This is a genomic window from Rhizobium sp. WYCCWR 11128, from assembly GCF_013416305.1.
Classification (GTDB): Bacteria; Pseudomonadota; Alphaproteobacteria; order Rhizobiales; family Rhizobiaceae; genus Rhizobium; species Rhizobium indicum.
The window spans coordinates 336,995-363,236 of sequence record NZ_JACCEZ010000003.1; the positions used below are offsets into that span (position 1 = coordinate 336,995).

At 61.1% G+C, this 26,242-nt stretch carries 14 protein-coding genes and 1 pseudogene; 7 read left to right on the forward strand and 8 right to left on the reverse strand.

Features of this window, described 5'->3' with window-relative positions; all coding sequences use genetic code 11:
* Positions 1-16 precede the first annotated feature (16 nt).
* The 3 genes from ispG to HX898_RS13995 form a co-directional block, all read right to left on the reverse strand.
* Entirely contained in the window at positions 17-1,267 is a 1,251-nt protein-coding gene (ispG, locus tag HX898_RS13985; protein ID WP_180194909.1) for a flavodoxin-dependent (E)-4-hydroxy-3-methylbut-2-enyl-diphosphate synthase, read from the reverse strand.
* 96 nt (positions 1,268-1,363) lie between these two features.
* On the reverse strand, positions 1,364-2,554 hold the full coding sequence (locus HX898_RS13990) for an MFS transporter (RefSeq protein WP_180194910.1): 1,191 nt from the start codon (positions 2,552-2,554) through the stop codon (positions 1,364-1,366).
* Positions 2,555-2,617: 63 nt separating this feature from the next.
* Positions 2,618-3,394 carry a DeoR/GlpR family DNA-binding transcription regulator gene (locus HX898_RS13995; RefSeq protein ID WP_180194911.1) on the reverse strand — a complete coding sequence of 259 codons (777 nt, stop codon included), beginning with the start codon at positions 3,392-3,394 and terminating at the stop codon, positions 2,618-2,620.
* Between the two features lie 212 nt (positions 3,395-3,606).
* Between HX898_RS13995 and HX898_RS14000 the strand changes: the two genes are divergently transcribed.
* The 4 genes from HX898_RS14000 to HX898_RS14015 all read left to right on the forward strand — a co-directional run bounded on the left by HX898_RS14000 (position 3,607) and on the right by HX898_RS14015 (position 7,040).
* Complete coding sequence (locus tag HX898_RS14000) at positions 3,607-4,476, forward strand: DMT family transporter (RefSeq protein WP_180194912.1); 870 nt, start codon at positions 3,607-3,609, stop codon at positions 4,474-4,476.
* A 150-nt stretch (positions 4,477-4,626) separates the two neighbouring features.
* Positions 4,627-5,400 carry an amino acid ABC transporter substrate-binding protein gene (locus tag HX898_RS14005; protein ID WP_131663109.1) on the forward strand — a complete coding sequence of 258 codons (774 nt, stop codon included), beginning with the start codon at positions 4,627-4,629 and terminating at the stop codon, positions 5,398-5,400.
* Positions 5,401-5,601: 201 nt separating this feature from the next.
* Positions 5,602-6,282 carry an amino acid ABC transporter permease gene (locus HX898_RS14010; RefSeq protein ID WP_180194913.1) on the forward strand — a complete coding sequence of 227 codons (681 nt, stop codon included), beginning with the start codon at positions 5,602-5,604 and terminating at the stop codon, positions 6,280-6,282.
* Positions 6,279-7,040 carry an amino acid ABC transporter ATP-binding protein gene (locus HX898_RS14015; protein ID WP_138331910.1) on the forward strand — a complete coding sequence of 254 codons (762 nt, stop codon included), beginning with the start codon at positions 6,279-6,281 and terminating at the stop codon, positions 7,038-7,040. Before HX898_RS14010 ends, HX898_RS14015 begins: the two co-directional genes overlap by 4 nt.
* A 157-nt stretch (positions 7,041-7,197) precedes the next feature.
* On the opposite strand, the gene HX898_RS14020 is transcribed toward HX898_RS14015, so the two are convergent.
* From HX898_RS14020 to HX898_RS14030, 3 genes are all read right to left on the reverse strand, one after another.
* Positions 7,198-7,770, reverse strand: a complete 573-nt coding sequence (locus tag HX898_RS14020; RefSeq protein ID WP_180194914.1) for an NAD(P)H-dependent oxidoreductase — start codon at positions 7,768-7,770, stop codon at positions 7,198-7,200.
* Positions 7,771-7,959: 189 nt separating this feature from the next.
* Entirely contained in the window at positions 7,960-11,424 is a 3,465-nt protein-coding gene (pyc, locus tag HX898_RS14025) for a pyruvate carboxylase (protein ID WP_138389386.1), read from the reverse strand.
* A 215-nt stretch (positions 11,425-11,639) separates the two neighbouring features.
* Positions 11,640-12,395: a LuxR family transcriptional regulator gene (locus HX898_RS14030; RefSeq protein ID WP_138389385.1), complete on the reverse strand. Its 756-nt coding sequence runs from the start codon at positions 12,393-12,395 to the stop codon at positions 11,640-11,642.
* A 318-nt stretch (positions 12,396-12,713) separates the two neighbouring features.
* Here HX898_RS14030 and HX898_RS14035 point away from each other — a divergent pair, with 318 nt between their 5' ends.
* From HX898_RS14035 to HX898_RS14045, 3 genes and pseudogenes are all read left to right on the forward strand, one after another.
* Entirely contained in the window at positions 12,714-14,477 is a 1,764-nt protein-coding gene (locus HX898_RS14035) for a glucan ABC transporter ATP-binding protein/ permease (RefSeq protein WP_138331914.1), read from the forward strand.
* A 166-nt stretch (positions 14,478-14,643) separates the two neighbouring features.
* Positions 14,644-15,163 (forward strand): annotated as a pseudogene (locus tag HX898_RS14040) (IS5 family transposase); the annotation flags it as partial.
* 421 nt (positions 15,164-15,584) lie between these two features.
* Complete coding sequence (locus HX898_RS14045; protein ID WP_138331916.1) at positions 15,585-15,938, forward strand: VOC family protein; 354 nt, start codon at positions 15,585-15,587, stop codon at positions 15,936-15,938.
* A 50-nt stretch (positions 15,939-15,988) separates the two neighbouring features.
* On the opposite strand, the gene opgC is transcribed toward HX898_RS14045, so the two are convergent.
* Positions 15,989-17,227 (reverse strand): OpgC domain-containing protein, encoded by a 1,239-nt coding sequence (gene opgC, locus HX898_RS14050; RefSeq protein ID WP_180194916.1) that lies wholly within the window; start codon positions 17,225-17,227, stop codon positions 15,989-15,991.
* A 100-nt stretch (positions 17,228-17,327) separates the two neighbouring features.
* Positions 17,328-25,847: a glucoamylase family protein gene (locus tag HX898_RS14055; protein ID WP_180194917.1), complete on the reverse strand. Its 8,520-nt coding sequence runs from the start codon at positions 25,845-25,847 to the stop codon at positions 17,328-17,330.
* Between the last annotated feature and the right edge of the window lie 395 nt (positions 25,848-26,242).

The following is a 26,242-nucleotide window of genomic DNA, read 5'->3' on the forward strand; positions in this document are numbered from 1 at the left end:
CCGAAGTTGCGGGCGCTCATTCCGCCGCCGTCCGCTGACCGAAACGCTTCTCGATATAGTCGACAACCAGCGCCTCGAAATCGGCAGCGATATTGGCACCGCGCAGCGTCAGCGCCTTCCTGCCGTCGATGAAGACGGGGGCGGCCGGCGTTTCACCGGTGCCCGGAAGCGAAATGCCGATATCGGCATGTTTGCTTTCGCCCGGCCCGTTGACGATACAGCCCATGACGGCGACGTTCAGCGCCTCGACCCCAGGATATTTCTCGCGCCAGACCGGCATGTTCTTGCGGATGTCGTTCTGGATGTTCTGGGCAAGCTCCTGGAACACCGTCGACGTCGTGCGTCCACAGCCCGGACAGGCCGCAACGACGGGTATGAACTGGCGAAAGCCCATGACCTGCAGGATTTCCTGCGCTACCTGGACTTCGCGCGTGCGGTCGCCGTTCGGCTCCGGCGTCAGCGACACGCGGATCGTATCGCCGATGCCGTGCTGCAGCACGAAGCCCATCGCCGCCGACGAGGCGACGATGCCCTTGGTGCCCATGCCGGCTTCGGTCAGGCCGAGATGCAGCGCATGATTGGAGCGTTCGGCGAGCATGGAATTGACGGCGATCAGGTCTTGCACCTGGCTAACCTTGGCCGACAGGATGATGCGGTTGCGCGGCAGGCCGATCTCTTCGGCAAGGGCTGCCGACAGCAGCGCCGACTGCACGATCGCCTCGCGCGTCACCTGCCGGGCCGAAAGCGGCGATCCCGCTTCGGCATTCTGGTCCATCAGCGCCGTCAGCAGATCCTGATCGAGCGAGCCCCAGTTGACGCCGATGCGCACCGGCTTGTCATAGCGGATCGCCATCTCGATGATCTCGGCGAACTGCTTGTCCTTCTTGTCCTTGAAGCCGACATTGCCGGGGTTGATGCGGTATTTCGCCAGCGCTTCGGCACAATCCGGATGATCGGCGAGCAGCTTGTGGCCGATATAGTGGAAGTCGCCGATCAATGGCACGTCCATGCCGAGACGCAGCAGCCGCTCGCGGATCTTCGGCACGGCGGCCGCACTCTCGTCGCGGTCGACGGTAATGCGCACCAACTCCGAACCCGCCCGGTGGAGAGCGGCGACCTGCGCGACGGTGGAATCGATATCGGCCGTATCGGTGTTCGTCATGGACTGCACGACGACCGGCGCCCCGCCGCCGACGATGACGCCGCCGACATCGACGGCAACGGAAGCGCGGCGCGGTTTCGGATCAAAATCGGCGGCTGACAACATGGAGAGTTCTTGCACCCCTAAAAACAGTGCTTTTCAGGTGGATCAAGGCCGGCTGCTTGTCAACCGCCCCTGATATCACTTTTGTTGGGAGGCGGCTTAGTGACCGCCTCCGGAGGTCTCATCGGCATAATGGGCCAGGTTGGACAGCAGCAGAACGACGAGCAGCAGCACCGGTAGCGCCATGAAAACGACGGCAAAACCGATATGCTCGGCGACGAAGCCGATCAACGATGGCGCAACCAGCATGCCGGAATAACCCATGGTCGTGACCACCGAGATGCCGATGCCGGGCTTGAGTCCTGGAATATTGCCCGCCGCCGAGAAAGCGATCGGCACCATGTTGGAAATGCCGATACCGCAAAACGCAAAGCCCAGGATGGCAAGCTCGGCATTGGGCGCCAAGCCTGCAAGCAGCATGCCGACAATGGCAAATAAAGTGCAGATGCGTAGCGTCTTGACGCCGCCCAGGCGGTCGCGCACCAGGTCGCCGGCAAAGCGCATGATTGCCATGGTGGCCGAAAAGGCTGCGAAACCAAGACCGGAAAGCGCGACGGACGCATCCATTTCCTGCCGAAGATAGAGCGCGCCCCAGTCGAGAACAGCGCCTTCCGGCACCATGCTGAACAGCGCCATCAATCCGAGCAGCCACGGCAGCGGCACCATCGGCAGCTTCGTCTTTTCCTTCTTGGTGTCGGGATGCGGCGGATCCGCAAGGATCATCGGCCAGGCGACGGCAAGGAAGATTGCCGCCAGCACCGTCGCCAGCTGCGCATGGCCGAGAATGCCGAGCTTGGAGATCACGATGCCGCCGAGACCTGAGCCGATCAGTCCGCCAAGGCTCCAGAAAGCGTGGCAGGACGACATGATGGCGCGGCGCATGGATTTCTCGACCGACACTGCATTGGCATTCATCGCCACATCCATTGCGCCGATGAAGCCGCCGAACAGGAAGAGCGAGATTGCCCCGGTGAGCACGTTTGGCGCGAGCGTCAACGCCAGCAGCAACGGCAGCACACAGACAGCTAGGACCTGAACGACGACACGCGAGCCGTGTTTGGCGATCTGCGCACCGGCGATCGGCATCATGACCAGCGAGCCGACGCCGAAGACCAGGATCATCAGCCCAAGCTCGAACTTGGTCAGCGCCAGACGCTCGGCAAAATCCGGGATCTTCGGCGCCCAGCAGCCGACAACAAAACCATTCATAAGAAAGAGCAGGGAAACCGCCGCCCTGCTTCTGGTAATGAAGCCGCTCCGGGCTCCCGGCGCACTCACATGACTATCCATTTCCGGTCTTCCTCATTGCCGGGCTTTCACCCGCCCGGTTTCCCTAAACTCTATGACGTCGCCTCAGTTCGTTTTCTCGGCGAGAACAGTTCTGCATCCGCGCTCGCGGTAACGGGCGAGAATGGCCGGATCGGCATCGTGCTCGACGACCAGGCATTCGCAATGCGCAACCGGCAGGATGCTATGGGGGGCAGCCGTGCCGAATTTCTCCGAGGTTGCAGCCACCAACACTTTTCTGCTCCTGGATGCCGCAAACCGCTTGAACTCCGCATCCTCGAAGCCGAACACCGTGATGCCGGCTTCGAGATCGACGCCACAGGCGCCGAGAATGCAGAGATCAGGCGAAATCTGTTCCATATCCCGCAAGGCCTTGGCGCCGAGCGAACCGCCGGTCTGCCGGTCGACCATCCCGCCGATCAGGATGACGTTGACGCCAGGCTTGTCGATTAGCGCTGCAGCAATCGCCGGCGCATTGGTCGCAGCCGTCAGTACAAGTTCGGCCGGCAACGCATTGGCAATCGCCAGATTGGTGCTGCCGGCGTCGAAGAACACGGTCGAACCGGCGGCAATCTGCTTTGCCGCAGCGCGCGCCAGCGCCTGTTTCCGGTCAGCGGCAAAGCCGATGCGCTGCGTCAGGCTTCCGTGCGCCGGCGAGACCGGCAATGCACCGCCATAGACCCGCTCGCAGAGCCCTGCCGCCGCCATCTCCCGCAGATCCCGTCGCACCGTGTCCTCGGAGACGCCGAATTCGAGCGCAAGCTCCGTCGCCAGCACGCGGCCATTCAGCCGCAGCCTCTCGGAAATCACGCCTTGGCGCTCTCGCAACAGAAAATCCTGCATGTTCCTACCGGGTCCGTAGCTTACGAATTAGAAACGTGCATAAACGCTTATAATCATGCAGGCAATATGCACGAACACACGTTTTCTGACGTTCGGAAACAAAGCTGCACCACCAGAGCGAACATGCCCTATTGACCGGTCCGAGAGGCGGGAATATCGATTGATCATTCCCGATTCCCGCCGGCATATCCGCCACCTGGTCCGTTCTCCCCGTGAAAAACTCCGTCAGCCTGGGCATCCTGCTCACGACCGTCGCCTATATGGCGTTCACCTTCCATGACGCGATCATCAAGGTCCTGGCTTCAAGCATTCCCGTCTGGCAGATCCTGTTTTTCCGCAGTCTCACCATCCTCGTCGGTTGTCTCGCCTATGGTCGCGGCAAGCTCGTCCGTCAGACGATGACGTCGCCGATCATCAAGCCGATGATCGCCCGCAGCATCCTTCTTCTCTGCGCCTGGCTTTCCTATTATTCCGCTGCAAGCCGCCTGCAGCTTGCCGAAGTGACCACGCTCTATTACGCCGCACCTGTTGTCGGCACCTTGCTTGCTTGGTTCATCCTGAAGGAGAAGGTCACGCCGGCGCGCTGGCTGGCCGTTGGCGTCGGCTTCGTCGGCGTCCTCATTGCCTGCAATCCGATCGGCCTCACCATCTCCTGGCCGGTCTATCTGGCGCTGCAGGCGGCCGTGCTCTGGGCCTCTGCCATGGTGCTGCTGCGCAAGACCTCGCTGCATGAGAAGACGATTATCCAGCTCACCGTTTCCAACGTCTTTTTCCTTGCCATGACCGGCGTTGCCGTGATCTGGACATGGCAGACCCCCGATATGACGCAGCTCGCGCTCCTCATCGCCACCGGCATCGTTGCCGGCTGCGCGCAGTTCGCCCTTTTCGAAGGCATGCGTCAGGCGCCCGTCTCCGTGCTTGCGCCATTCGAATATAGCTCTCTCATCTGGGCCTTCCTCTTGGGTTATCTAATCTGGGCCGATATCCCCACGCACAATGTGGTCGTCGGCGCGGCGATGATCCTCGGCGCCGGATTGATCATCATCGTCAGCGAAAAACTGCGCCGCCGCATCACCGCCTGATGCCTGTTTCTGCAGGTTTCATGGTTCGAGCGGCCGTTTGAGAAAAATATTTGCAGTTGCTGCTTTTATTCGCAGTTTTCTACGCTTCCGGCGCCACAATTTTCTGCCAACTATCCCCATCCGAAACACCTCCCAAGGATGGATAAAACAATGAACTGGTTGAAAACTGTCGCCGCCGCTGCCCTCATTCAGGCCGCGGCCCTCCTGCCTGCCCATGCCGGTGAAAACCTCGCCGCCATCAAATCGGCCGGCGTCTTCAAGATCGGCACCGAAGGCACCTATGCGCCCTTCACCTATCATGACGAAAGCGGCAAGCTCGTCGGCTTCGATGTCGAGATCGGCGAAGCGATCGCCGCCAAGCTCGGCGTCAAAGCCGAGTTCGTCGAAGGCAAGTGGGATGGCCTGATCGCCGGCCTCGATGCCAAGCGCTACGACACCGTCATCAACCAGGTCGGCATCACCGAAACCCGCAAGCAGAAATACGATTTCTCCGAGCCCTATATCGCCTCCAAGGCCGTATTGATCGCCCGCGACGGCGACGACAGCATCAAGTCTTTCGCCGACCTGAAGGGCAAGAAGTCCGCCCAGTCGCTGACCAGCAACTTCGGCAAGCTCGCAACCGAAGCCGGCGCCGAGCTCGTCGGCACCGACGGTTTCGATCAGTCGATCCAGCTGGTGTTGACCAAGCGCGCCGACGCCACGATCAACGACAGCCTCTCCTTCCTCGATTTCAAGAAGCACAAGCCGGACGCACCGGTGAAGATCGTCGCCGAGCAGGAAAATGCCGATTACTCCGGCATCATCATCCGCAAGAACGAGCCGGAGCTTCTCGCCGAAATCAACAAGGCGCTTGCCGACATCAAGGCCGACGGCACCTACAAGAAGATCGCCGACAAGTATTTCGGCCAGGACGTTTCCAAGTAAGCTTCGTTCAAGAAAATCCCCTCCCCAACCCCTCCCCACAAGGGGGAGGGACTTTGGCGGCGGATCGCCATCGTTTCGGCTAGCAAGTTCGGTTGCTATTTCGTGCAGGGCGGCACCTAGATAAGTCCCTCCCCCTTGTGGGGAGGGGTTGGGGAGGGGTATTCCGAGATATCACCACCCAACCGACCAGAAGGAACGCCCTTGCCGCACTGGCTCCAACTGATGGCGGAATCGCTACCCTCGCTCCTCTGGGCGGGATTGATCTTCACCATTCCGCTGACCCTGCTGTCCTTCGCCTTCGGGCTGACGCTCGGGCTCGCCACCGCGATCGCCCGGCTCTTCGGGCCGATGCCGCTGTCCGTCATCGCGCGCTTCTATGTCTGGGTCATTCGCGGCACGCCGCTGCTCGTGCAGCTCTTTGTCATCTTCTACGGCCTGCCGAGCCTCGGCATCCTGCTCGATGCCTTTCCGGCCGCCCTCATCGGTTTCACGCTGAATATCGGCGCCTATAGCTCCGAGATCATCCGCGCCGTCATTTCCTCGGTACCGAAGGGCCAGTGGGAAGCCGCCTATTCGATCGGCATGAGCTGGCGCCAGGCGATGAGCCGCACCATCCTGCCGCAGGCCGCCCGCGTCGCCGTGCCACCTTTGTCGAACACCTTCATCTCGCTGGTCAAAGACACCTCGCTTGCCGCCGCCATCACCGTGCCCGAGCTCTTCCAGGCAGCACAGCGCATCGTCGCCACTACCTATGAGCCGCTGATCCTCTATATCGAGGCGGCGCTGGTCTATCTCGTCCTGAGCTCCGTCCTCTCGCAGCTGCAGGTGCGGCTGGAACGCCGCTTCGCGCGTTATGGCGGCATGCTGGAGGCAAATGCATGATCGAGCTTTCCAACATCGAAAAGCGTTTCGGCGACGCCGTCATCCTCAAGGATATCAGTATCCGTATCCCCGAAGGCAGTGTCACCGCGCTGGTCGGGCCTTCCGGCGGTGGCAAGAGTACGCTGCTGCGCTGCATCAACCTGCTCGAAATTCCGACCGCCGGCTCCATCCGCCTCGGAGAGGAGAAGCTGGCCTTTGCACCGGGCAAACGAACGAGCTGGCCGGCGATCCAGAAGATCCGCCGCCAGACCGGCATGGTCTTCCAGAATTTCCAGCTCTTCCCGCATCAGACCGCGATCGAGAATGTCATGGAAGGCCTGGTGACGGTGCTGAGATGGCCGAAAGAAAAAGCTCGCGAGCGTGCGATGGAATTGCTGACCAAGGTCGGCATGACCCACAAGGCCGATGCCTGGCCTTCGACATTGTCGGGCGGCCAGCAGCAGCGCGTCGCGATCGCCCGCGCGCTGGCGCCGTCGCCGCGCGTGCTTCTGTGCGACGAGCCGACATCCGCCCTCGATCCCGAGCTTTCGGCCGAAGTGGTCGATGTGCTGGGCAAGCTTGCCAGCGAAGGCACGACGATGGTGATGGCGACCCACGATCTCCGGCTCGCCTCGAAGATCGCCAATGACGTGGTTTTCCTGGAAGCCGGCAGCGTGGTGGAAACGGGCAGCGCCAGAGCAATCTTCAGTGCGCCGGAGCGCGAACGCACCAAACGTTTCATCTCGACGATCAACGCCGCCCATACTTACGATATTTGAGCTAGAGCATGATGCCGAAAAGTGTGAGCGGTTTTCGGACGACATCATGCTCTATTTCTTTGATTTACATCCGGATTCAGATTTTAGGCCGACCTGGTCTAAAATCATTCGGATCTAATGCCGGGATGCGAACATCCCGGCATGGCCGGAACTCCAATCAGGAGGCCGTCACGACCGAGCGTGCTGCCTTCAGCGCATTGCCCCACCAGGTGAGTTGGTCGAGCTGGTTCTTCGCCGCTTCGTTGAGATGCGCGTAGTCGCTGAGGCTCTTGCCTTCCTTGATGACGCCGAGATATTCGCCAAGCGCGATATGCACGCCGGTTTTCACCGAAGCCGCACCCATTTCCACGAAGATCAGGCGGAGATGCTCGACGGCACGCGCGCCGCCGACGCCGCCATAGCCGACGAAACCGACCGGTTTGTGAATGAACTCGCCGAGGTCGATGGCGTTCTTCAGAACCGCCGTCGGTGCGTGATTGTACTCGGCGACGGTGAAGATGAAGCCGTCGAATTCACGCAGCTTCTTTTTCCAGCGCTCTGCCGTCTCGCTTTCAGCAGTCGTGGCACGCTGCTCACCGAAAAAATGCATGGGGTAGTCGAGCAGGTCGAGAACCTCGACCTCGATGTCCTGGCGCTCTGCGGCGATAGCGGCAATCCACTTGGCCGGATGCTCGGCAAAACGGCCAATACGCGTGCTGCCGACGATGACGGCAATCTTCAACTTGCTCATGGATATCATTTCCTGATTGGTCTTGGGGGCGGATGGTGGGAGCGCAAGTTTATGAGAAAGCCTCCGCGCCGGGCAAGGCGCGAAGGCTTCGGAAAATCAGCTTTTTGACAGGCCGATCATACACAATCGAGTGAAGGGAGCCCGCTCGCAAAGTCGGCTGACGGACGCCTTTGCGAAGACGGCAGCCCTTCAGCCTGCGTAGACGACGAGCAGGTCCTTGGCATCGATCTGATCGCCGGCCCGCACCAGTACTTCGGAAATCGTCCCATCCTTTTCCGCATGCAGCGCCGTTTCCATCTTCATCGCCTCGATGGAGACGAGCACGTCACCGGCATTGACGGCCTGGCCGGGTGAGACGAAGACACGGCTGATGACACCCGGCATCGGCGCGCCGACATGAACGGCATTGCCTGGTTCGGCCTTGCGGCGGACGGCGGCACCTGTTGCCCCATGGGCCCGGTCCGGCACCTTGATGCGGCGCGGCTGGCCGTTGAGCTCGAAGAAGATGGTCACCATGCCCTGGCTGTCGGTGGCGCTCATCGCCTGGTTGACGATGACGAGCGTCTTGCCGCGCTCGATGTCGGCAAACAGCTCCTCGCCATCCTTGAGACCGTAGAAATAGGCGGGCGTCGGCAGCACCGAGACCGGGCCGTAGGTATCGGAGGCGAGCGCGAAGTCGGTGAAGACCTTCGGATACATCAGGTAGGACGCGAATTCGAAGTCGCTGACCTCGCGCTCGAGTTTCGTCTCGATGACTTTACGTTCCGCATCGAGATCGGCCTCCTTGAGCAGCGAGCCGGGGCGCACGGTATAGGGCTTGTCGCCCTTCAACGCCTTCTTCTGCAGCGCTTCGGGCCATCCTGACGGCGGCTGGCCGAGATCGCCCTTCAGCATCGAGACCACCGATTCCGGGAAGGAGACTTCCTTGTCGGGGCTGACGACGTCGGCGACCGTCAGATCCTGGGACACCATCATCAGCGCCATGTCGCCGACGACCTTGGAAGACGGCGTCACCTTGACGATATCACCGAACATCTGGTTGGCGTCGGCATAGGCCTGCGCCACCCGATGCCAGCGGGTCTCGAGGCCGAGCGAGCGGGCCTGTTCCTTGAGGTTGGTGAACTGGCCACCCGGCATTTCGTGCAGATAGACTTCGGATGCCGGACCCTTCAGATCGCTTTCGAAGGCGGCATATTGGTTACGCGCCGCTTCCCAATAGAAGGAGATACGGCGGATCCATTCCGGATCGAGGCCCGGATCACGCTCCGTACCGCGCAACGCCTCGACGATCGAACCGAGACAGGGCTGCGAGGTATTGCCGGAAAGCGCGTCCATGGCCGCATCGACAGCATCGACGCCGGCATCGACAGCGGCAAGAACGGTCGCGGCCGCAATACCCGACGTATCATGCGTGTGGAAATGGATCGGCAGGCTGGTCGCCTCGCGCAGCGCCTTGAACAGAACCTTCGCAGCCGCAGGCTTGAGAAGGCCCGCCATATCCTTGAGCGCGATGATATGCGCGCCTGCCTTCTCGAGCTCGACCGCAAGGTCGGTGTAGTATTTCAGATCGTATTTCGGACGGGCCGAGTTCAGGATATCGCCGGTATAGCAGATCGCCGCCTCGCAGAGCTTGTTCTCTTCGGCAATGGCATCCATCGAGACACGCATGTTCTCGACCCAGTTCAGGCAATCGAACACGCGGAAGAGATCGATGCCGCCTCTGGCCGCCTGGCGGACGAAATATTTGACGACATTGTCGGGATAATTGGTATAGCCGACGCCGTTGGCGCCGCGCAGCAGCATCTGCAGCAGAAGGTTCGGCGCGCCCTCGCGGATCAGCGCCAGGCGCTCCCAAGGGTCCTCGGTCAGAAAGCGCATGGAGACGTCAAAGGTCGCGCCGCCCCAGCATTCGAGCGACAGAAGGTTCGGCAGCGCATGCGCATAGGTGTCGGCAATGCGGGCGATGTCATAGGTGCGCATGCGGGTGGCGAGCAGCGACTGGTGGCCATCACGCATCGTTGTGTCGGTCAAAAGCACGCGCTTTTCGTTGCGCATCCATTCGCCGAATTTCTTCGGGCCGAGCGTGTCGAGAAGCTGCTTCGTTCCATCCTTGACCGCATTGCCGTTGGCGTAGGGAACCACCGGCTCGGCAGCGTTTTCCAGCGGCCTCGGCCTATCCTTGGCCTCGGGATGGCCATTGACGGTGACGTCGGCGAGATAGGTCAGGAGCTTCGTGGCGCGATCCTGGCGCTTGACCTGCTGGAAGAGTTCCGGCGTCGTGTCGATGAAGCGTGTCGTGTAGCTGTTATCCCGGAATTTCGGATGGCCGATAATCGCTTCGAGGAAGGTCAGGTTGGTTGCCACGCCGCGAATACGGAATTCGCGCAGCGCCCGGTCCATGCGGGCGATCGCTTCGGACGGATTGGGCGCCCATGCCGTGACCTTAACGAGAAGCGGATCATAAAAGCGGGTGATGATCGCACCTGAATAGGAGGTGCCGCCATCGAGGCGGATGCCGAAACCGGACGCCGAGCGATAGGCGGTGATGCGGCCGTAATCCGGAATGAAATTATGCTCCGGATCTTCCGTGGTGATGCGGCACTGCAGCGCATGACCGTTGAGACGGATATCTTCCTGGCGCGGCACGCCCGATTCCGGCGTGCCGATCGCAAAGCCGTCGAGGATGTGGATCTGCGCCTTGACGATGTCGATGCCGGTGACAACTTCGGTCACCGTATGCTCGACCTGGATACGCGGATTGACTTCGATGAAGTAAAATTTGCCGGTATCGGCATCCATCAGATATTCGACGGTACCGGCGCCGACATAATTGGTCGCAGCCGCGATCTTCAGCGAATAGGCGGCGAGTTCCTGGCGTTGCGCCTCCGAGAGATAGGGCGCCGGCGCGCGCTCGACGACCTTCTGGTTGCGACGCTGGATCGAGCAGTCACGCTCGAAGAGATGCACGACATTGCCGTGCGTATCGCCGAGAACCTGGCTTTCGACATGGCGGGCGCGCTCGACGAGCTTTTCCAGATAGACCTCGTCCTTGCCGAAGGCCGCCATCGCCTCGCGTTTGGCTTCCGTCACCTCGCGGGCGAGATCCTTTGGATCGCGGATCGCGCGCATGCCGCGCCCGCCGCCGCCCCAGGAGGCCTTCAGCATGACGGGGTAGCCAATCCCCTCCGCCATCTTCGCCACTTCGGCCATGTCCTCCGGCAGCGGCCCGGTGGCCGGCACCACGGGAACGCCGACCGAGATCGCCAGGTTGCGCGCCGCAACCTTATTGCCGAGCTGGCGCATCGTATCGGCCCTCGGGCCGATGAAAATGATGCCGGCCTTGTTGCAGGCATCGACGAATTCGGGGCTTTCCGACAGCAGGCCGTAGCCGGGATGGATGGCATCGGCGCCGGAGAGTTTCGCAACGCGGATCACCTCCTCGATCGATAGATAGCTCTCGATCGGGCCCATGTCCTTGGAAAGATGCGGGCCGCGGCCGACCTGGTAGCTCTCGTCCGCCTTGAAGCGGTGCAGCGCCAGCTTGTCCTCTTCCGCCCAGATCGCCACGGTTTTTATTCCAAGCTCGTTGGCCGCGCGGAACACGCGGATGGCAATTTCGGAACGATTGGCAACGAGAATCTTGGAAATGGGCAAAACGGTCTCCTCAGACGTTCAGACACGGGAATGCTGCACCCGCGAAGGAAATTCTTAACTTCTTGTCACAGAAAGTTCAATTTATCTTGCGACTGCGAAATGCAATTTTTCGACATGCTGAAGCAATTCCAGGAAAAGCGCCAAGCGGTTTGCGTCCGGAGTTGCGTAAAAAATAAAAGCACAGCGGTTTCGCTTCGATGAGAAGCGGAATTGCTCTAACTTATCAGGCCATGACGGAAGGCAAGCGCTACCGCCTGCTGCCTGTTTTTCGCCTTCAGCTTGTCCTGCAAGCCGTTCATATACCAGTCGACGGTGTGGTTTGAGATCTTCAGCATCTTGCTGATCTCCATCGAAGTCATGCCTTCGGCGAGATAATGCAGGATTTCCATCTCGCGCCGCGTCAGCGGCGTGTCGGCCGGCAGCACGGTTTCCAGTGCCTGCGCCTCGCCTTTCAGATCGAGCAACCGCCAGAAGGCCTTGCGCGCCACCGCCTCCAGCAATGCGATTTCCACCGGCGACAGCTCGATCGGCTTGCCGGCGAGACTAAGGCTGGCGAGAATGCCGTTGCGTCCGTGGATGGGAAAGATGTAGCCATCCTCCAACCCGTGCCCGAAGGCATCGACCATCATCTGCTCCATGCGGCGATTATAGGCGTCCTTGCGGAATGCCGCCATCGCCTCCCGCCAGCGGAAAGGCCGCTGCGCATGAGCGAGATAGCGCACCATCGGATCGATCAGAGCATATTTTTTCGCGGTATATATCTGCGGCCATTGTTCCGGCCAGCGGCCGGCAAGCGCCGCGGCCCAAGGCTCCGGATTCTGCTGCATCGGGGTCTGCGGCAAATGGCGTGGCAGACCGTAATATTCGAAGCCACAACCGTGGAGGATCTGCTCCAGTTCGGTGACGACAGCTTCAGGATTTGAGCATTCTTCCAGAATTACAAGCAATTGAATTAACGAATTAATATTCACAAAAATGCCCCTTGCCCGGACCTGATGCCCGCATGAGGCCGTCGGCGGCTGGTCAATCTGGTCGCGAAACGGTCTTCAATAAATGCAGTCTGTAACTTAATGCTGCGCTAAACATTTAATAAAATGCAAGCGCAAATTGTCGCGAGATATAGCCGAACGGCAATTTCGGCGCCATGGCCATCTCGTCGCGTCCTGCAATAGTACGATCGTATCAATCATCACATCGGTTGAAGCCTGAATACTCCGTTAATCGCCCGTTCAGGTAGCCTTTTGTAGCATCGCATCATCCCGTTTTCGCAGATGCACAAGAGGTTCGACGTGACGCTATTTAAGGTCTATGCAAGAGCTCTGCGCTATCTTGGCGCCTACAAGCTGCGCGTATCCCTGGTCGTTGTCGCAAACATTGTTCTTGCGACGATCACCATCGCGGAGCCGATCCTGTTCGGTCGTATCATCGATGCGATTTCGGGCAAGGGTGAGGTCAAGCCCATCCTCTTCATGTGGGCGACTTTCGCCGTCTTCAACACCATTGCCTTCGTCCTGGTGGCCCGCGAGGCCGACCGGTTGGCCCATGGCCGGCGGGCGACGCTGTTGACGGAAGCCTTCGGCCGCATCATTTCCATGCCGCTCGGCTGGCACCATCAGCGCGGCACCTCCAACGCGCTGCATACATTGCTGCGCGCCTGCGAAACGCTGTTCGGCCTCTGGCTGGAATTCATGCGCAACCACCTGTCGACGGTTATCGCGCTTGCCCTTCTGATACCGACCGCAATGGCGATGGACATGCGCCTTTCCGCCGTGCTCATGGTGCTTGCCATCGCCTACTGGCTGATCGGCCGCGTCGTCATGAGCCGCACCAAGGACGGTCAGGCTTCGGTCGAGAACCATTATCACACCGTCTTTTCGCATGTCAGCGACTCGATCAGCAACGTTTCGGTCCTGCACAGCTATAACCGCATCGAGGCCGAAACCAGGGCGCTGAAATCCTTTGCCGACCGTCTGCTCGAAGCCCAGTATCCGGTGCTCGACTGGTGGGCGATCGCCAGCGCACTGAACCGCATGGCGTCGACCATCGCGATGATGGTGGTCCTGATCATCGGCACTATGCTCGTCCAGGCCGGCCAGCTGCGCGTCGGCGACGTCATCGCCTTCATCGGCTTTGCCAACCTGTTGATCGGCCGTCTCGACCTGATGCGCCAGTTCGCCACGCAGATTTTCGAGGCCCGTTCCAAGCTTGAGGAATTCTATGCGCTGGAAGACTCGGTGCGTGAACGTGAAGAGCCTGCCGGCAACGGCGAGATCAAGGACGTTAAGGGTGCGATCGAATTCCGCGACGTCTCCTTCGGTTTCGGCAACAGCTCGCAAGGTCTGCATAACGTCTCCTTCTCGGTGAAGGCAGGCCAGACGGTCGCGATCGTCGGCCCGACCGGCGCCGGCAAGACGACGCTCGTCAACCTACTGCAGCGTGTCTACGATGCCCAGGGCGGCAAGATTCTCGTCGATGGCACCGATATCACCAAGGTGACCCGCAAGTCGCTGCGTCGCCACATCGCCACCGTCTTCCAGGATGCGGGCCTGCTGAACCGTTCGATCAGCGACAATATCCGCCTTGGCCGCGAGGGCGCCAGCGAGGAAGACATGCGCCGTGCGGCCGAAGCCGCCGCCGCCGCCGACTTCATCGAGACGCGTGAGGATCGCTACGATACGCATGTCGGCGAACGCGGCAACAAGCTCTCCGGCGGCGAGCGCCAGCGCATCGCGATTGCCCGCGCCATCCTCAAGGACGCGCCAATCCTGGTGCTCGACGAGGCGACCTCGGCGCTCGACGTCGAAACCGAAAACCGCGTCAAGGCCGCAATCGACAATCTGCGCCAGAACCGCACCACCTTCATCATCGCCCACCGCCTGTCGACGGTCCGCGAAGCCGATATGGTGCTCTTCCTGGATGACGGCCGCGTCGTCGAACAGGGCAGCTTCGACGAACTCAGCCACAGCAACGGCCGCTTCGCTGCCCTGTTGCGCGCCAGCGGCATCCTGACGGACGAAGAGGTCCGCAAGGCCCATACCACCGAAGCCGCCTAATCGGTTCGGGTTTCAAGATAAAGGCCGGAAGGGTAACTCCTTCCGGCCTTTTTGTTTGCCTGGAACTGAGGATCGATCGGCATTCGGGATTCTCAACTCGGTTGATCACTGATTCATAGGATACCGTGTGCAGCACGAAGGCCTTTGATGGGCGAAGCGATACGAGTTGAACGATGCGCAATGGTCGAGAATTGCGCCTTTGTTGCCAGACAAATCCAGCGATCCGGGTCGAACGGAAGTAGACAACCGGACGTTTGTGAACGGGTGTTTATGGATACTGCGCTCGGGCGCACACTGGCAGGACCTGCCGGAGCGCTACGGCAAATGGAAGACGGTCCGCCGCCGGTTCAGTCGCTGGTGCCATGCCGGCGTATGGGAGCAAGTCTTTGATGCCCTCACTGCTGACCGGGACAATCGGTACTTAATGATCGACACCACCATCATACGTACCCATCAACAGGCTGCGAGCGTAAAAGAGGGGCCAAGGATCAGGCGCTGGGGCGTTCCAGAGGTGGACTGACGGCCAAGGTCCATATGCTGGTCGATGCACTTGGGCGTCCCTTGAGCTTTATCGCGATGGCCGGCCAAGTCGCGACATCACGCAAGCTCAATAACCAGACAGCTCAGGCCATCTGGGCGATAAAGCGCATGACAGCAATGCCTTGAGCGCAACGATCGCGACGATGGAGGCCGAGGCGGTCACAGCCTCAAACTGTTCCCAAAACCGAGAGACGGTGTCGCGTCCTGCCGGGCATCTCTCCGCCAAACCATGCCGACCTCCCGAGAAATCATCGCGGAAGTGTCAGGCTTGTCTCCGTACATCTGTCAGGTATGTATCCGGGCTTTAAAACAAGGAGGGAGATCGGCAAGGAGCTCCTCCCCGTAAAGCATCAACCACTTCGGTTGCCGTGCCAAATCGCCTTCAGTTTAAATTCATGTGAGGGCCAGTTGTTTGACGAAGCCGTCACTCCATCCAATCTCCCCACCTGTGGGGAAGGGCAGAGGGGGTACCGCACGGCACAACATCTCCGCTCCACCCACACGATTGATCACCCCGCCGATCTCCCTTAACCTTCGCCAGTCAAACGGAGCATAGGGAGCGAACCCATGAAGGTCCTGCGCATCGTCGCCAATATCCAGGCAGCGGATATCACCCCGGCCCGGCGCTTCTATCAGGATATCCTCGGTCTTGACGTCATCATGGATCACGGGTGGATCACGACGTTCGGCGCGGCGCGCTCGATGAACGTTCAGCTCAGCATCGCCAGTGAAGGCGGTTCCGGAACGGAGGTGCCCGACCTCTCGATCGAAGTCGATGACCTCGATGCTGCTTTCGCGGCGATGTCGGCCTCAGGCTTCCCGATCGAGTACGGCCCGGCCGACGAGCCTTGGGGCGTCAGGCGCTTTTATGTGCGCGATCCCTTCGGCAAGCTGGTGAACATCCTCGTCCATAAAAATTGAGCCGGCGGCCATCGGCCACCGGCTCCTTCATGTCGGGAAAAATCCGAGCCCTATTTCCGATCGTTCCGGCGATAGGCATTTGCCGTTCCGCCAATGCGGACCGGAACAGGGATGGTGGCGGTATCGGTGACAAGTTTCCCCTTGACCTTGCCCTGCTGGCGTTTGCGCTCGAGATAATAGGCATAGGCGAATTGTATCGCGATCCCTGCAATCACGAAGAGCGGACCGACCAGTTGGTCCTTGTTGGTGATGTAGAGCACCACCTGGCCGATCATGGCGAGGATCGTGCCGGCGACGAAGATGTTCAGCGAATGGCGGCCGAGGATCGTCAGCGGATGGTCCACAGGACGGCGCAGGATACGCGAGAGCGCGGGGATGCTGATAACGAGATAGGTCAGCGCCAGCACATGCAGCAGCCGCGGCAGCGACAGGAAGGTCTTGTCGAAACCGGTGATAACAGTCGGCAGGCCGAGTGCTGCCAGCGAGTTGCCGAAAATCCAGAGATGGCCGGTCACCCAGACGAAGGACAGCACGACGTAACCGGCAGCGGCCGTCAGCAGCAGCGGATGCTGCGGGATCGTGCCGCCGCGCTTGATATGCAGCATCGAGACGATGCCGATCGAAAATAGGAACTGCCAGGAGAGCGGATTGAGGAACCAGTAGCTCTCGATCAGCATGTTGTGCGGCGCCACTTCATAGATGCCCGCAAGCAGCCAGACCGTGGCCGATACGCCGAGCGCCAGCCAAGGGCTGCGCGCATTTAAGAGCAGGATAATAGGCACCATCAGCATCAGCGCGCCGTACATCGGCAGGATATTGTTGTAGCCGATCTGGTGGCCGAGCAGGAGCAGTGCCGGAATGCCTTCCTTCAGGTTCATCAGAACCGCCAGGATATTGATTTCGACCAGCAATCCCGGCCGATGGAACAGCCAGGCACCGCAGATGAAGAGCGCCAGCGTCATGAAGGTGGTGATCATATGGGCGAGATAGAGCGTGAAGGCGCGCTTTACTGCCTTGATCGCCACCGTCAGCCGGCTGCCTGGCTGGAAGCGGGACCCATAGGCAAGGCCGACGGCAATGCCCGAGATCAGCACGAAGGCTTCGGCGGCATCGGAGAAACCGAAATTCTTCGTCGTCACATATTCGAAGATCTGTCCGGGAACATGATTGATGAAGATCATGATCAGCGCCACGCCGCGCAAGACGTCGAGCCTCGTGTCACGCACTGGCGCAGCTGCGGATAGGGAACTGCGCCCCGTGACGATGGCTTCGGTCGGCGTGCTTGCCATGGGTTTCTCCTTATTATCCGATTTGCAAACGCGACGACGGCCAAAAGGGTTCCCTTTTGGCCGTCGCGAATCGCCGTGTTTTTCAGCGTGGAGAACGCTGTTATCCGAGCGGATATCCCTCTTCGGGATCGGTGACTTCGCAGCCGTTGATTGACAGAGTGTAGCCGCTGTCATTGGACGCTTTTGAGACCGAAATGCGGTATTTGCCGCCGCCTTGCTCCACCTCTGCCGCAAAACCGTCCCATTCCGACGGGAGCGACGGGCGCACATAGAGCCGGCCGTCCTTCAGCCGGATGCCGAGGATGCCCTCGACGGCGGCACGGTAGAGCCAGCCGGCAGACCCGGTATACCAGGTCCAGCCGCCGCGCGACGTATAGGGATCATGGCCGTAGACGTCAGCCGCGACGACATAGGGTTCGACGCGGTATTGCTCCGCTGAAGCCTTGTCGAGCGAGTGGGTGATCGGATTGAGGATCTGGAAACAGCGGAAAGCATCGTCGCCCCGCTTCAGCTCCGCCAGCGCCATCACCACCCAGGTTGCGGCATGGGTATATTGCCCACCATTTTCGCGCACACCCGGCGGATAGGCCTTGATATAGCCGGGATCCCTAGCGGAATTGATGAAAGGTGGCGTGAACAGCCGGATGATCCGGGCATCCTCGTCGACCAGCTGATCGAGCACGGCCTCCATTGCCGTGACGGCGCGGGCCGGATCGCCCTCGCCCGACAGCACGCTCCAGGACTGCGCGATCGAATCGATCCGGCATTCCGGACTTTCCCTGGAGCCGAGCAGTGCACCGTCGTCGAACGTGCCGCGGCGATAGTAGCCGCCATCCCAGGCAGCTGTTTCGAGCGCCTTCTTCAGCTCGGTGAGATGCGCCGACCAGCGCTCTGCCCGGACCGTGTCGCCGCGCTCTTCGGCATAGGGAATGAAGGAGCGCAATGCACCCGCCAGGAACCAGCCGAGCCAGACGCTGGTGCCGCGCCCACCGATGCCGACGCGGTTCATGCCGTCGTTCCAGTCGCCGCCAAGGAATAGCGGCAGGCCGTTTTCCCCCTTGCGGGCAATGGCGAGATCGAGCGCCAGCGCCGCGTGTTCGTAGACGCTCGCCTTGTCCTCGGAAATTTCCGGCTTGTAGAATGAGTCGTGCTGGCCTTCGAGCAGTGCCGGCCCTTCCAGGAAGGCGATCTCCTCGTCGAGCACGTCCTTGTCGCCGGTAACGCTGCAATAGTGATGGATTGCATAGCTGAGCCAGACGACGTCGTCCGAGATCAGCGTGCGCACGCCGGCACCCGTTCCCGGCAGCCACCAATGCTGGACATCGCCTTCGCGGAATTGCCGCGAAGCGGCATTCAGGATCTGCCGGCGGGCAAGCGAGGGTTCGTGCAACACGAAGGCCAGCGTGTCCTGCAGCTGATCGCGGAAGCCGAAGGCTCCGCTTGCCTGGTAGAAGGCGGTGCGCGCCATGATGCGGCAGCCGAGGCTCTGATAAGGCAGCCAGGTGTTGACGAGATTGTTCATCCCGCGATCCGGCGTCGATATCTGCAGCCTGCCGGTGAAGTCCCGCCAGAAGGCGCGGTTCGCCTCGACGGCATCGTCGAACGAAGCCTTGCGGATATCGACGATAACAGTGCGCGCTTCTTCTTCCGTCGGCGTATCGCCGAGGAAGAATGTGAAGTCGCGCTCCTCGCCGGCGCCGAGCTCAATGTCGATTGCAAGCGCCGCGGCCGGATCACCGTCGAGTTCCGTCGCGCCGGAAAGGGCGGCGGCGGAAGTGACGGCCTGCGGTGCCTGGATCGTCCCCGCCTTGCCGATGAATTCGCGCCGGCTTGCCGAGAAACTCGAAAGCGTCTCGCTCGCCGCGAAGAAGGCGGTGCGGTTGGAAAAATCGATGCTGTAGGGATTGGTGGCAAACAGCGCCCCCGTTTCCTCATCATGGCTCGAGAGGATGAAAGGCATCGTGCGTCCCGGATTGCTGCCGAGGATCCATTCGACATAACCGTAGAGACGCAGCTTGCGGCTGGTCGAACCTGTGTTGCGCAGGCGCAGGCGTTGCAGTTTCACCGGCTTTTCGCGGTCGATCGTCTGCGTCAGCTCGAGCGCGATATCGTGCTGAACGCTGGAGAAGACGGAATAACCGAGCCCGTGGCGGGCTTCGAAACGAATGTCCGGCCGGCGGGAAAGCGCCGCGAACGGCGTCATGACGGCACCGCTGTCCAGATCGGTGAGATAGAACGCCTCGCCCGAACGGTTGACCACCGCATCGTTCGACCAGGAGGTCAGCTGATAGTCGCGCGAATTGACGCTCCAGGTGAAGCCCGAGCCTTCGGCCGACACGTGGAAGCCGAAGCTGTCGTTGGAAATGACATTGATCCAGGGCTGCGGCGTCGCATGACCTCCAGGCAGCCGAACGACATATTCGCGTCCGTCGCGGGCAAAGCCGCCGATGCCGTTCCAGAAGTCGAGATCGCCTTCCTCCTCGATGACGACAGCGGGCACGACAGGCGGCGGCACCGGCGCAACACGCTTGACAGGGGCCTTGTTGCGCTCGGCCCGCTCCATCTCCTGCAACTCCTCCTTGGAGGGTGCAAACAACGCGACGGCGCGGTTGATCTGGTCGACCACCTTGCCGTTCTTGGTGTGCAGCGTGACGCGGGAAGCCGCGATCAGCGCATGATAGGTGGCTTCCTCCATCAGGTCCTTGCGAACCGCAAAGATATGCTGGCGCAATCCGTCGGCCTGGCCCATGCGGCGCACGTTTTCGCACATGGCGTCGAGCGCATGCTGCATATCTTGCGCATAGGACGAGGCGCGTTCGTTCATGATGACGAGATCGGCGGTGACGCCGCGCGAGCGCAGATATTCCTGCGCCAGCAGCGCCTCGCGAGCGATGTCGAGATCCATGTCGTCGTTGATGCGCAGCGTGAAGATCGGGAAGTCGCCGGAGATTGCCAGCGGCCAAAGCGCCGATTGCGACTGCAGGCCGGCCTCGACGGTCGCCTCGTCCTTGCGCAGTTGCATGTCGGGATAGACGAGATAGCGTCCGAGATGCTGGAAGGCGGCCGCCTGCTGCGAGGTGACGCCGACATGGCGCATCTGCACCTGCGTGCGTGTCCAGGCCTGGACGAGCTCGTGAGTGAAGGCATCGGGATGACGGTAGCGATTGACCGCCTTGTCGACTTCCTCGCGGCTTGGCGCCGCAATCGTCCAGAAGATCACGCTGACTTTCTTGCCGGCCGGTACGCGGACGGTTCGACGCAGCGACATCACGGCATCGAGCATGAAGCCGTCGCTGCCGGAAAGCGTGGCACCTGGATCGAAGGCGGCCGCATCGGCAAGACTGCGGCCACGGCCGATGAACTTGCGCCGGTCGGTCTCGAATTCGGTATGGCGGGTGTCGCCGGCATTGTCGACGATCAGATGTGCGATGCTGATATTGGGCTCGTTCGGGTCGCGCCTGTTGCGTTCGGCGCGAATGACGTCGCCGCGCTTGCCGATCTCTGTCTTGACGAACATGCGGGCGAATGCCGGATGCGCATTGTCGGTATCGTCGGAGGTGATCACCGGTTCGAGATAGGAGGTGACCTCAATGAAACGGTCTTCCGTACCCATGTTGAGCAGCGTGACGCGGCGGGCCTCGGCATCATGCTCGGTCGCGACGATGCACTCCACCTCGCTTGTGAGGTCGCCGACCATCTTGGTGAACTGCGCCTTCTCGTCGGCGAATTCGACCTTGATCTTTTCGCCTTCGACGCCCTTCGGCTCTGATGTCGCCGACCACCATTCGTTGGTGGCGGTATCGCGCAGGAAGATGAAACTGCCCCAGCGGTCTTCAGTCGGATCAGGCTTCCAACGGGAAACGGAAAGATTGTTCCAGCGGGAATAACCGGCGCCCGTCGCCGTCAGCATCACCGAATAATGGCCGTTCGACAGGAACACGAGTTCGCGGTCGCGCGAAGCCGGATCGCTGATCTTCCTGAGCTCCGGCCGCAGGAGATCGTCCTGGATGCTGGCCGGCGTGTCGGATTCATGCTTGCCGCTCATGACCGGAATGTCGCGCGGCGCCTTTTCCTGCAGCAGCAGCTCCGCTGCCTCGATGACGGGATCGGCGTGGAAGAGCTCGCGCAGATGACCGTTGAAGGCGACGTTGGCGACCGCCGCGATCGACATGCCGTGATGGTGGGCATAATAATTGTAGACCACCGCGCATTTCTTGCCTTCCGGCACGCGTGTCGGCGTGAAGTCGACGGCGTCGTGGAAGCCGAACTTGCCGAGCGCCCCGACCTTGCGCAGCCTCTGCAGGTTTTCCAGCGCGGCCGGCGGGTCGTACTGGGCGGCGAGCAGTGAGGCGTAGGGCGCGATGACGGCATTGTGGCCGAGACCGCGCTTCAGGCCGAGCGTCGGCACGCCGAAATTCGTGTACTGATAGTTGAGGTTATGGTCGCGGGCATTGAAGGCCGCTTCCGAAATGCCCCAGGGAATACCGAGCTTGCGGGCGTAATTCATCTGCTCGACGACGACCAGATTGTTCGTCTGGTTGAGAATCCCCCCGCCGCGCTCCTGCATGACGAGCGGCGGCATCAGATATTCGAACATCGAGCCGGACCAGGAAACCAGCGCACCGCGTGAGCCGACGGGCACGACCTGACGACCGAGGCGGTACCAGTGTTCCGTCGGCAGGTCACCCTTGGCGATGCCGAAGAGGCTGGTCAGGCGGCATTCCGAGGCGAGAAGGTCATAGCAGGCCTGGTCGAGTTCACCGCTTTCGACGCGATAGCCGATCGACAGCAGACGCCGCTCTGGCCGGAACAGGAAGCCGAAATCCATCGAGAAGGCGAGATCGCGCGCCTTGTCGCGCAGCGCCACCAGCCGCGGCCTCAGCGCATCGACCTTGGAAAGATCGAAGGTGCTGTCGGAAATATGCGCCTCGCAGACCTTCACCAGCGATGCCGCCCACAAGGTGACCTCTTCGCTCTGCTTCGACTTGACCTCATGGTCGAGATTGGCGGCGAGCTTCTCGATGTCGCGCGCGAGAACGGCGAGGTTGATGATGCGGATGGAGGCGAATTCGTGCTCGCGCTTGACGGCGGCAAGCGCGTTCTGGAAACCGACAATGCGCTCCTCCAGGCGTCGGCGCAGCGGGCGCACGGTCTTGCGATCGTCGGGCAGGTCCGCCAGCACTTCGCCGAGAATGCCGGCCGTGTCGCCGACGCCGTCGAGATTGCCCTGCATATGAGCGGACGGCGCCTCGGCCCAGTTGCGGCAGGCCGATGAAATGGCGATCAGATGGCCGGCGAGATTGCCGCTGTCGACGGCCGAGACATAACGGGGACCAAGCGTCTGCAGCGTATCGGTGTGGTACCAGTTGAACAGGTGACCGCGGAATTTCTCCATTTTGTCGATCGTCGCGATCGTCTGCTCCAGCCGCTCGAGCGTCTCCTCGAAGGAGAACCAGCCGAAATGCCGGCCGGAAACGACGGAAAGCAGATAGACGCCGATATTGGTCGGCGAGGTGCGCGCCGCGACGATCACATGCGGCGTTTCCTGGACATTGTCCGGCGGCAGATAGTTCTGCTCGGCCGTCGTGAAGGTCTCGAAATAACGCCAGGTGCGCCGGGCGATCTTGCGCAGTTCGCTCGAGACGGAATCGGCAACCTCGAGCCGGTCCTCGGTCTCCGCCGACTGGCTGACATACCAGGCGACAACCGGCGATAATATCCACAGCAGCGCGAAGGGAATGCCGACGAGGAAGGCGTTGTCGCCGGGAAGGGCTGCGAAACCGAGTGCCAGCAGAGCCAGCGCCGGTGCATGCCACATCGCCTTGTAGTAGGAGATCAACGTGCCCTGGCCGCCGGCCTGAACGCTGGCGGCGGTCCGCCATTGCAGCATCAGCTTGCGGCTGACGAACAGGCGGTAGAGCGAACGGCCGATCGCATCCGCCATCATGCAAGCCGAATCGGCGATGAAGACGATGCGCAGCGCAACCTGCGCATTGGCGGCCGTGATATCGGCCCAGACCGTATAGAGATGAGCGCGGGCAATGATATCGCTGGTGCGCGGGATGATGCCGTTGATGAGCGACAGTGTCGGCGCGACGAAGAGGCAGAAGATCAGCAGAATCTGCCAGATGAGCGCGCCGAGCGGCCCCATGAAATACCAGCCGAGCACCGAGGCGAAGAACCAGGCGATCGGCGTCAGCGAGCGGCGCAGATTGTCGAACATCTTCCAGCGGCCGAGTGCCGTGACGCCGTATTTCGGATTGAACATGTAGGGGAGAAGCTGCCAGTCGCCACGCGCCCAGCGATGCTGGCGCGAGGTTTCCACCTCATAGCGGATCGGGAAATCCTCCACCAGTTCGAGATCTGTGACGAGCGCGCAACGCGCCATCGAACCTTCGAGAAGATCGTGGCTGAGCACGGAGTTCTCGTCGATCCGGCCCTTCAGCGACGCTTCGAAGGCATCGACATGGTAAAGGCCCTTGCCGGTGAAGGTGCCTTCGCCGGCGAGATCCTGATAGACGTCGGAAACGGTGAAGACATAAGGATCGAGGCCGCGGTTGATCGAAAAGACGCGCTGGAAGACCGACGCGTCCTTGCCCGTCGTCAGCGACGGGGTGACACGCGGCTGCAGCACGCCATAGCCACTTTCGACGCGGCCGGTTTTCGGGTTGATGACCGGGCGGTTGATCGGATGATAGAGCTTGCCGACGAGCTTGGTGACGGCATCGCGCATCAGGCGCGTATCGGCATCGAGCGTCATGACATATTGCACATTGGCCGGCACGGTATTGGCGCCCGGCAGGTAGGTCGTGTCGCGGTCGCCGCGCAGAAGCATGTTCAGCTCATGCAGCTTGCCGCGCTTGCGTTCCCAGCCCATCCAGACGCCTTCCGAGGGATTGTAGAGGCGGCGGCGATGCAACAGATAGAAACGCGTCTTGCCGTCATAGGCATAACGAGCGGAGAGATTGGCGATCTCGCGCCTGGCATAATCGAGAACCTCGAGATCGGCAGGCGTTTCCTCGACGTCGCTGTCTGGCCAGTCGCTCAGCATCGCGAAATAGATCTCGCCGCGCGGATTGGCGAGATAATGGACCTCGAGATTGCGTACGTGGTCGTCGACACTGTCGCGGTTCGAGATCAGGCAGGGCACGACGAGCAGCGTGCGCGCATCTTCCGGAATGCCTTCCTTGAACTCGTAACCGACGAGGCGCGCCGGCGTCACGAAGAAGGACAGCAAGGTGTTGAAGAGGCCTGTCGCCCCTTCCGACGCCGGCACCGAGAACATGATCAGCAGCAGGACGATTTCGACCGCACCCATGCCGGCATTCGCCATGAACTTGCCGACGATCGCCATGGCGATAACCGTCAGCAGCATGACGGGCACGGCAATCGCCAGCCAGTTGAACCGGCGCACAGCGCGCACGAAATGCTGGGTGACCGTCGGGCGATAATTCGCCCGCGCCTCGAGCTTCGGCCGCTGCGCGCCCGACAGGAAGCCGCCGACATTCGGTTCATGCGGCTGCGGCTCGTCGGAGGCCTTGGCGGCATCGGTCATGTCGAGCGCCAGCTGGGCGATTTCCATTTCCGACAGCGGCGAGCGCTTGGCCAGCTTCTCGATCTGCTTGCGATATTTGTTGCGCGAGCCGGAATCGAGGATGCCGTAATCCGAATGCTCCCAGAGCAGCTTGTCGACATGGCTGACCTGCTCGACCCAGACCGACCATTCGGCATCATCGATCTCGCGAAGGCTGCGGATGATGTTGCCCATCGTCACGTTGCCGGAAGAGAGCCGGCTGTGTTCGGCCGTGGTCGCCTCTTCGGTGTTGCGGCCGAGCTCTTCCAACCGCTCGTCAAGCCAGGTGATCGCCAGGCTCGACGTCTGCGAGCCGTCGCGCAAGCGATAGAGGAACTGCGTCGAGAAGGTATTGTCCTCGGCAAGCGGTTCCAGCGTCTTCAGATAGGCGGCCGCCCCGGCCGGATCGGTCAGGCGCACCAATTCGTCGGCCGCCTCGTTGGCGCGGCGGCGCAGCCGGCGGCTGGCTTCGACGCGGCTCGAAATACGGCGAAGGTTTTCCACGAGCACGTAGCGGACGAGAGAGGGCAACGCCCAGAGTTCGCCGATCCTCAGCGTCTCGCTGGCCTGGAAGCCGTCGACCAGCGCCGTCAGACTTTCCTGCGAGATCGTGCTGTGGGTATGGGCGACATAGAGCCAGGCAAGTACGAGGGTGCGCGGCACCTCGACGCCGCCGACGACCATGGTCGGCAATTCGCGATAGAAGCGTCGGGGGAAGTCGCGCCGCACCTCCTGGATCGCCTCTTCGACGATATAGTGATTATCCAGCAGCCATTCTGCCGCCGGCGTGATCGTCTCGCCGGCCTCGACGTCGGTCGCCGTGGTCCGGTAGACGCGCAGGATTTCCTTCTCGTTTTCCTTATGGCGCGCAAAGAAATCGAAGGGGGCGAAAGCCGGCAGCTGGTCGACGCCGTTGCGGGCGACCGCATCGCCCATCGCCTTGATGTCCTCGATCGACAGATAGGTCGAACGGATCGAACCGTTGTGATCGATCTGCTTCATATCGGGTTCGCGCGGAAGGCTCGGAGAAAGATGAGAAATAGACATGGGTTCGGTTCTGGATCCAAACGAAGTTATGGCTGTTTTGCTCAGCCTTTTGCACTGCTTATCATGACTGCTACATGAACGGGGCCCTATTCTTCAAAGATCGATGAAGCCGGGGTGAACGACACTCGGGCCAAGCAATACAAACGGGCTACGCCCTGTTCAGGACGTGACCCGACGGGATCAAGACCATCGATACCCTCTGCGCGAAAGCCATGTCGAAAATTTGGACACCCTCGGGAAAATTCAAGTCAAGAGGCATGCGCCGCGGCCCGGCGAGCTTGTCTGGGCGGTGGAAATGACGAAAATGCCGGCACCTGGTTCCGACAAGGCAAGAGCTCTTCGATTTCAGAAAAACGAAAGACGCATGAGCGCCTGACCATGCGTGGCGGCGGTTT

Coding starts and splice junctions, on each gene's coding strand:
- ispG (WP_180194909.1), bottom strand. CDS start 1,267: ATGTTGTCAGCCGCCGATTTTGATCCGAAACCGCGCCGCGCTTCCGTT.
- HX898_RS13990 (WP_180194910.1), bottom strand. CDS start 2,554: ATGGATAGTCATGTGAGTGCGCCGGGAGCCCGGAGCGGCTTCATTACC.
- HX898_RS13995 (WP_180194911.1), bottom strand. CDS start 3,394: ATGCAGGATTTTCTGTTGCGAGAGCGCCAAGGCGTGATTTCCGAGAGG.
- HX898_RS14005 (WP_131663109.1), top strand. CDS start 4,627: ATGAACTGGTTGAAAACTGTCGCCGCCGCTGCCCTCATTCAGGCCGCG.
- HX898_RS14015 (WP_138331910.1), top strand. CDS start 6,279: ATGATCGAGCTTTCCAACATCGAAAAGCGTTTCGGCGACGCCGTCATC.
- HX898_RS14020 (WP_180194914.1), bottom strand. CDS start 7,770: ATGAGCAAGTTGAAGATTGCCGTCATCGTCGGCAGCACGCGTATTGGC.
- HX898_RS14045 (WP_138331916.1), top strand. CDS start 15,585: ATGAAGGTCCTGCGCATCGTCGCCAATATCCAGGCAGCGGATATCACC.
- opgC (WP_180194916.1), bottom strand. CDS start 17,227: ATGGCAAGCACGCCGACCGAAGCCATCGTCACGGGGCGCAGTTCCCTA.
- HX898_RS14055 (WP_180194917.1), bottom strand. CDS start 25,847: ATGTCTATTTCTCATCTTTCTCCGAGCCTTCCGCGCGAACCCGATATG.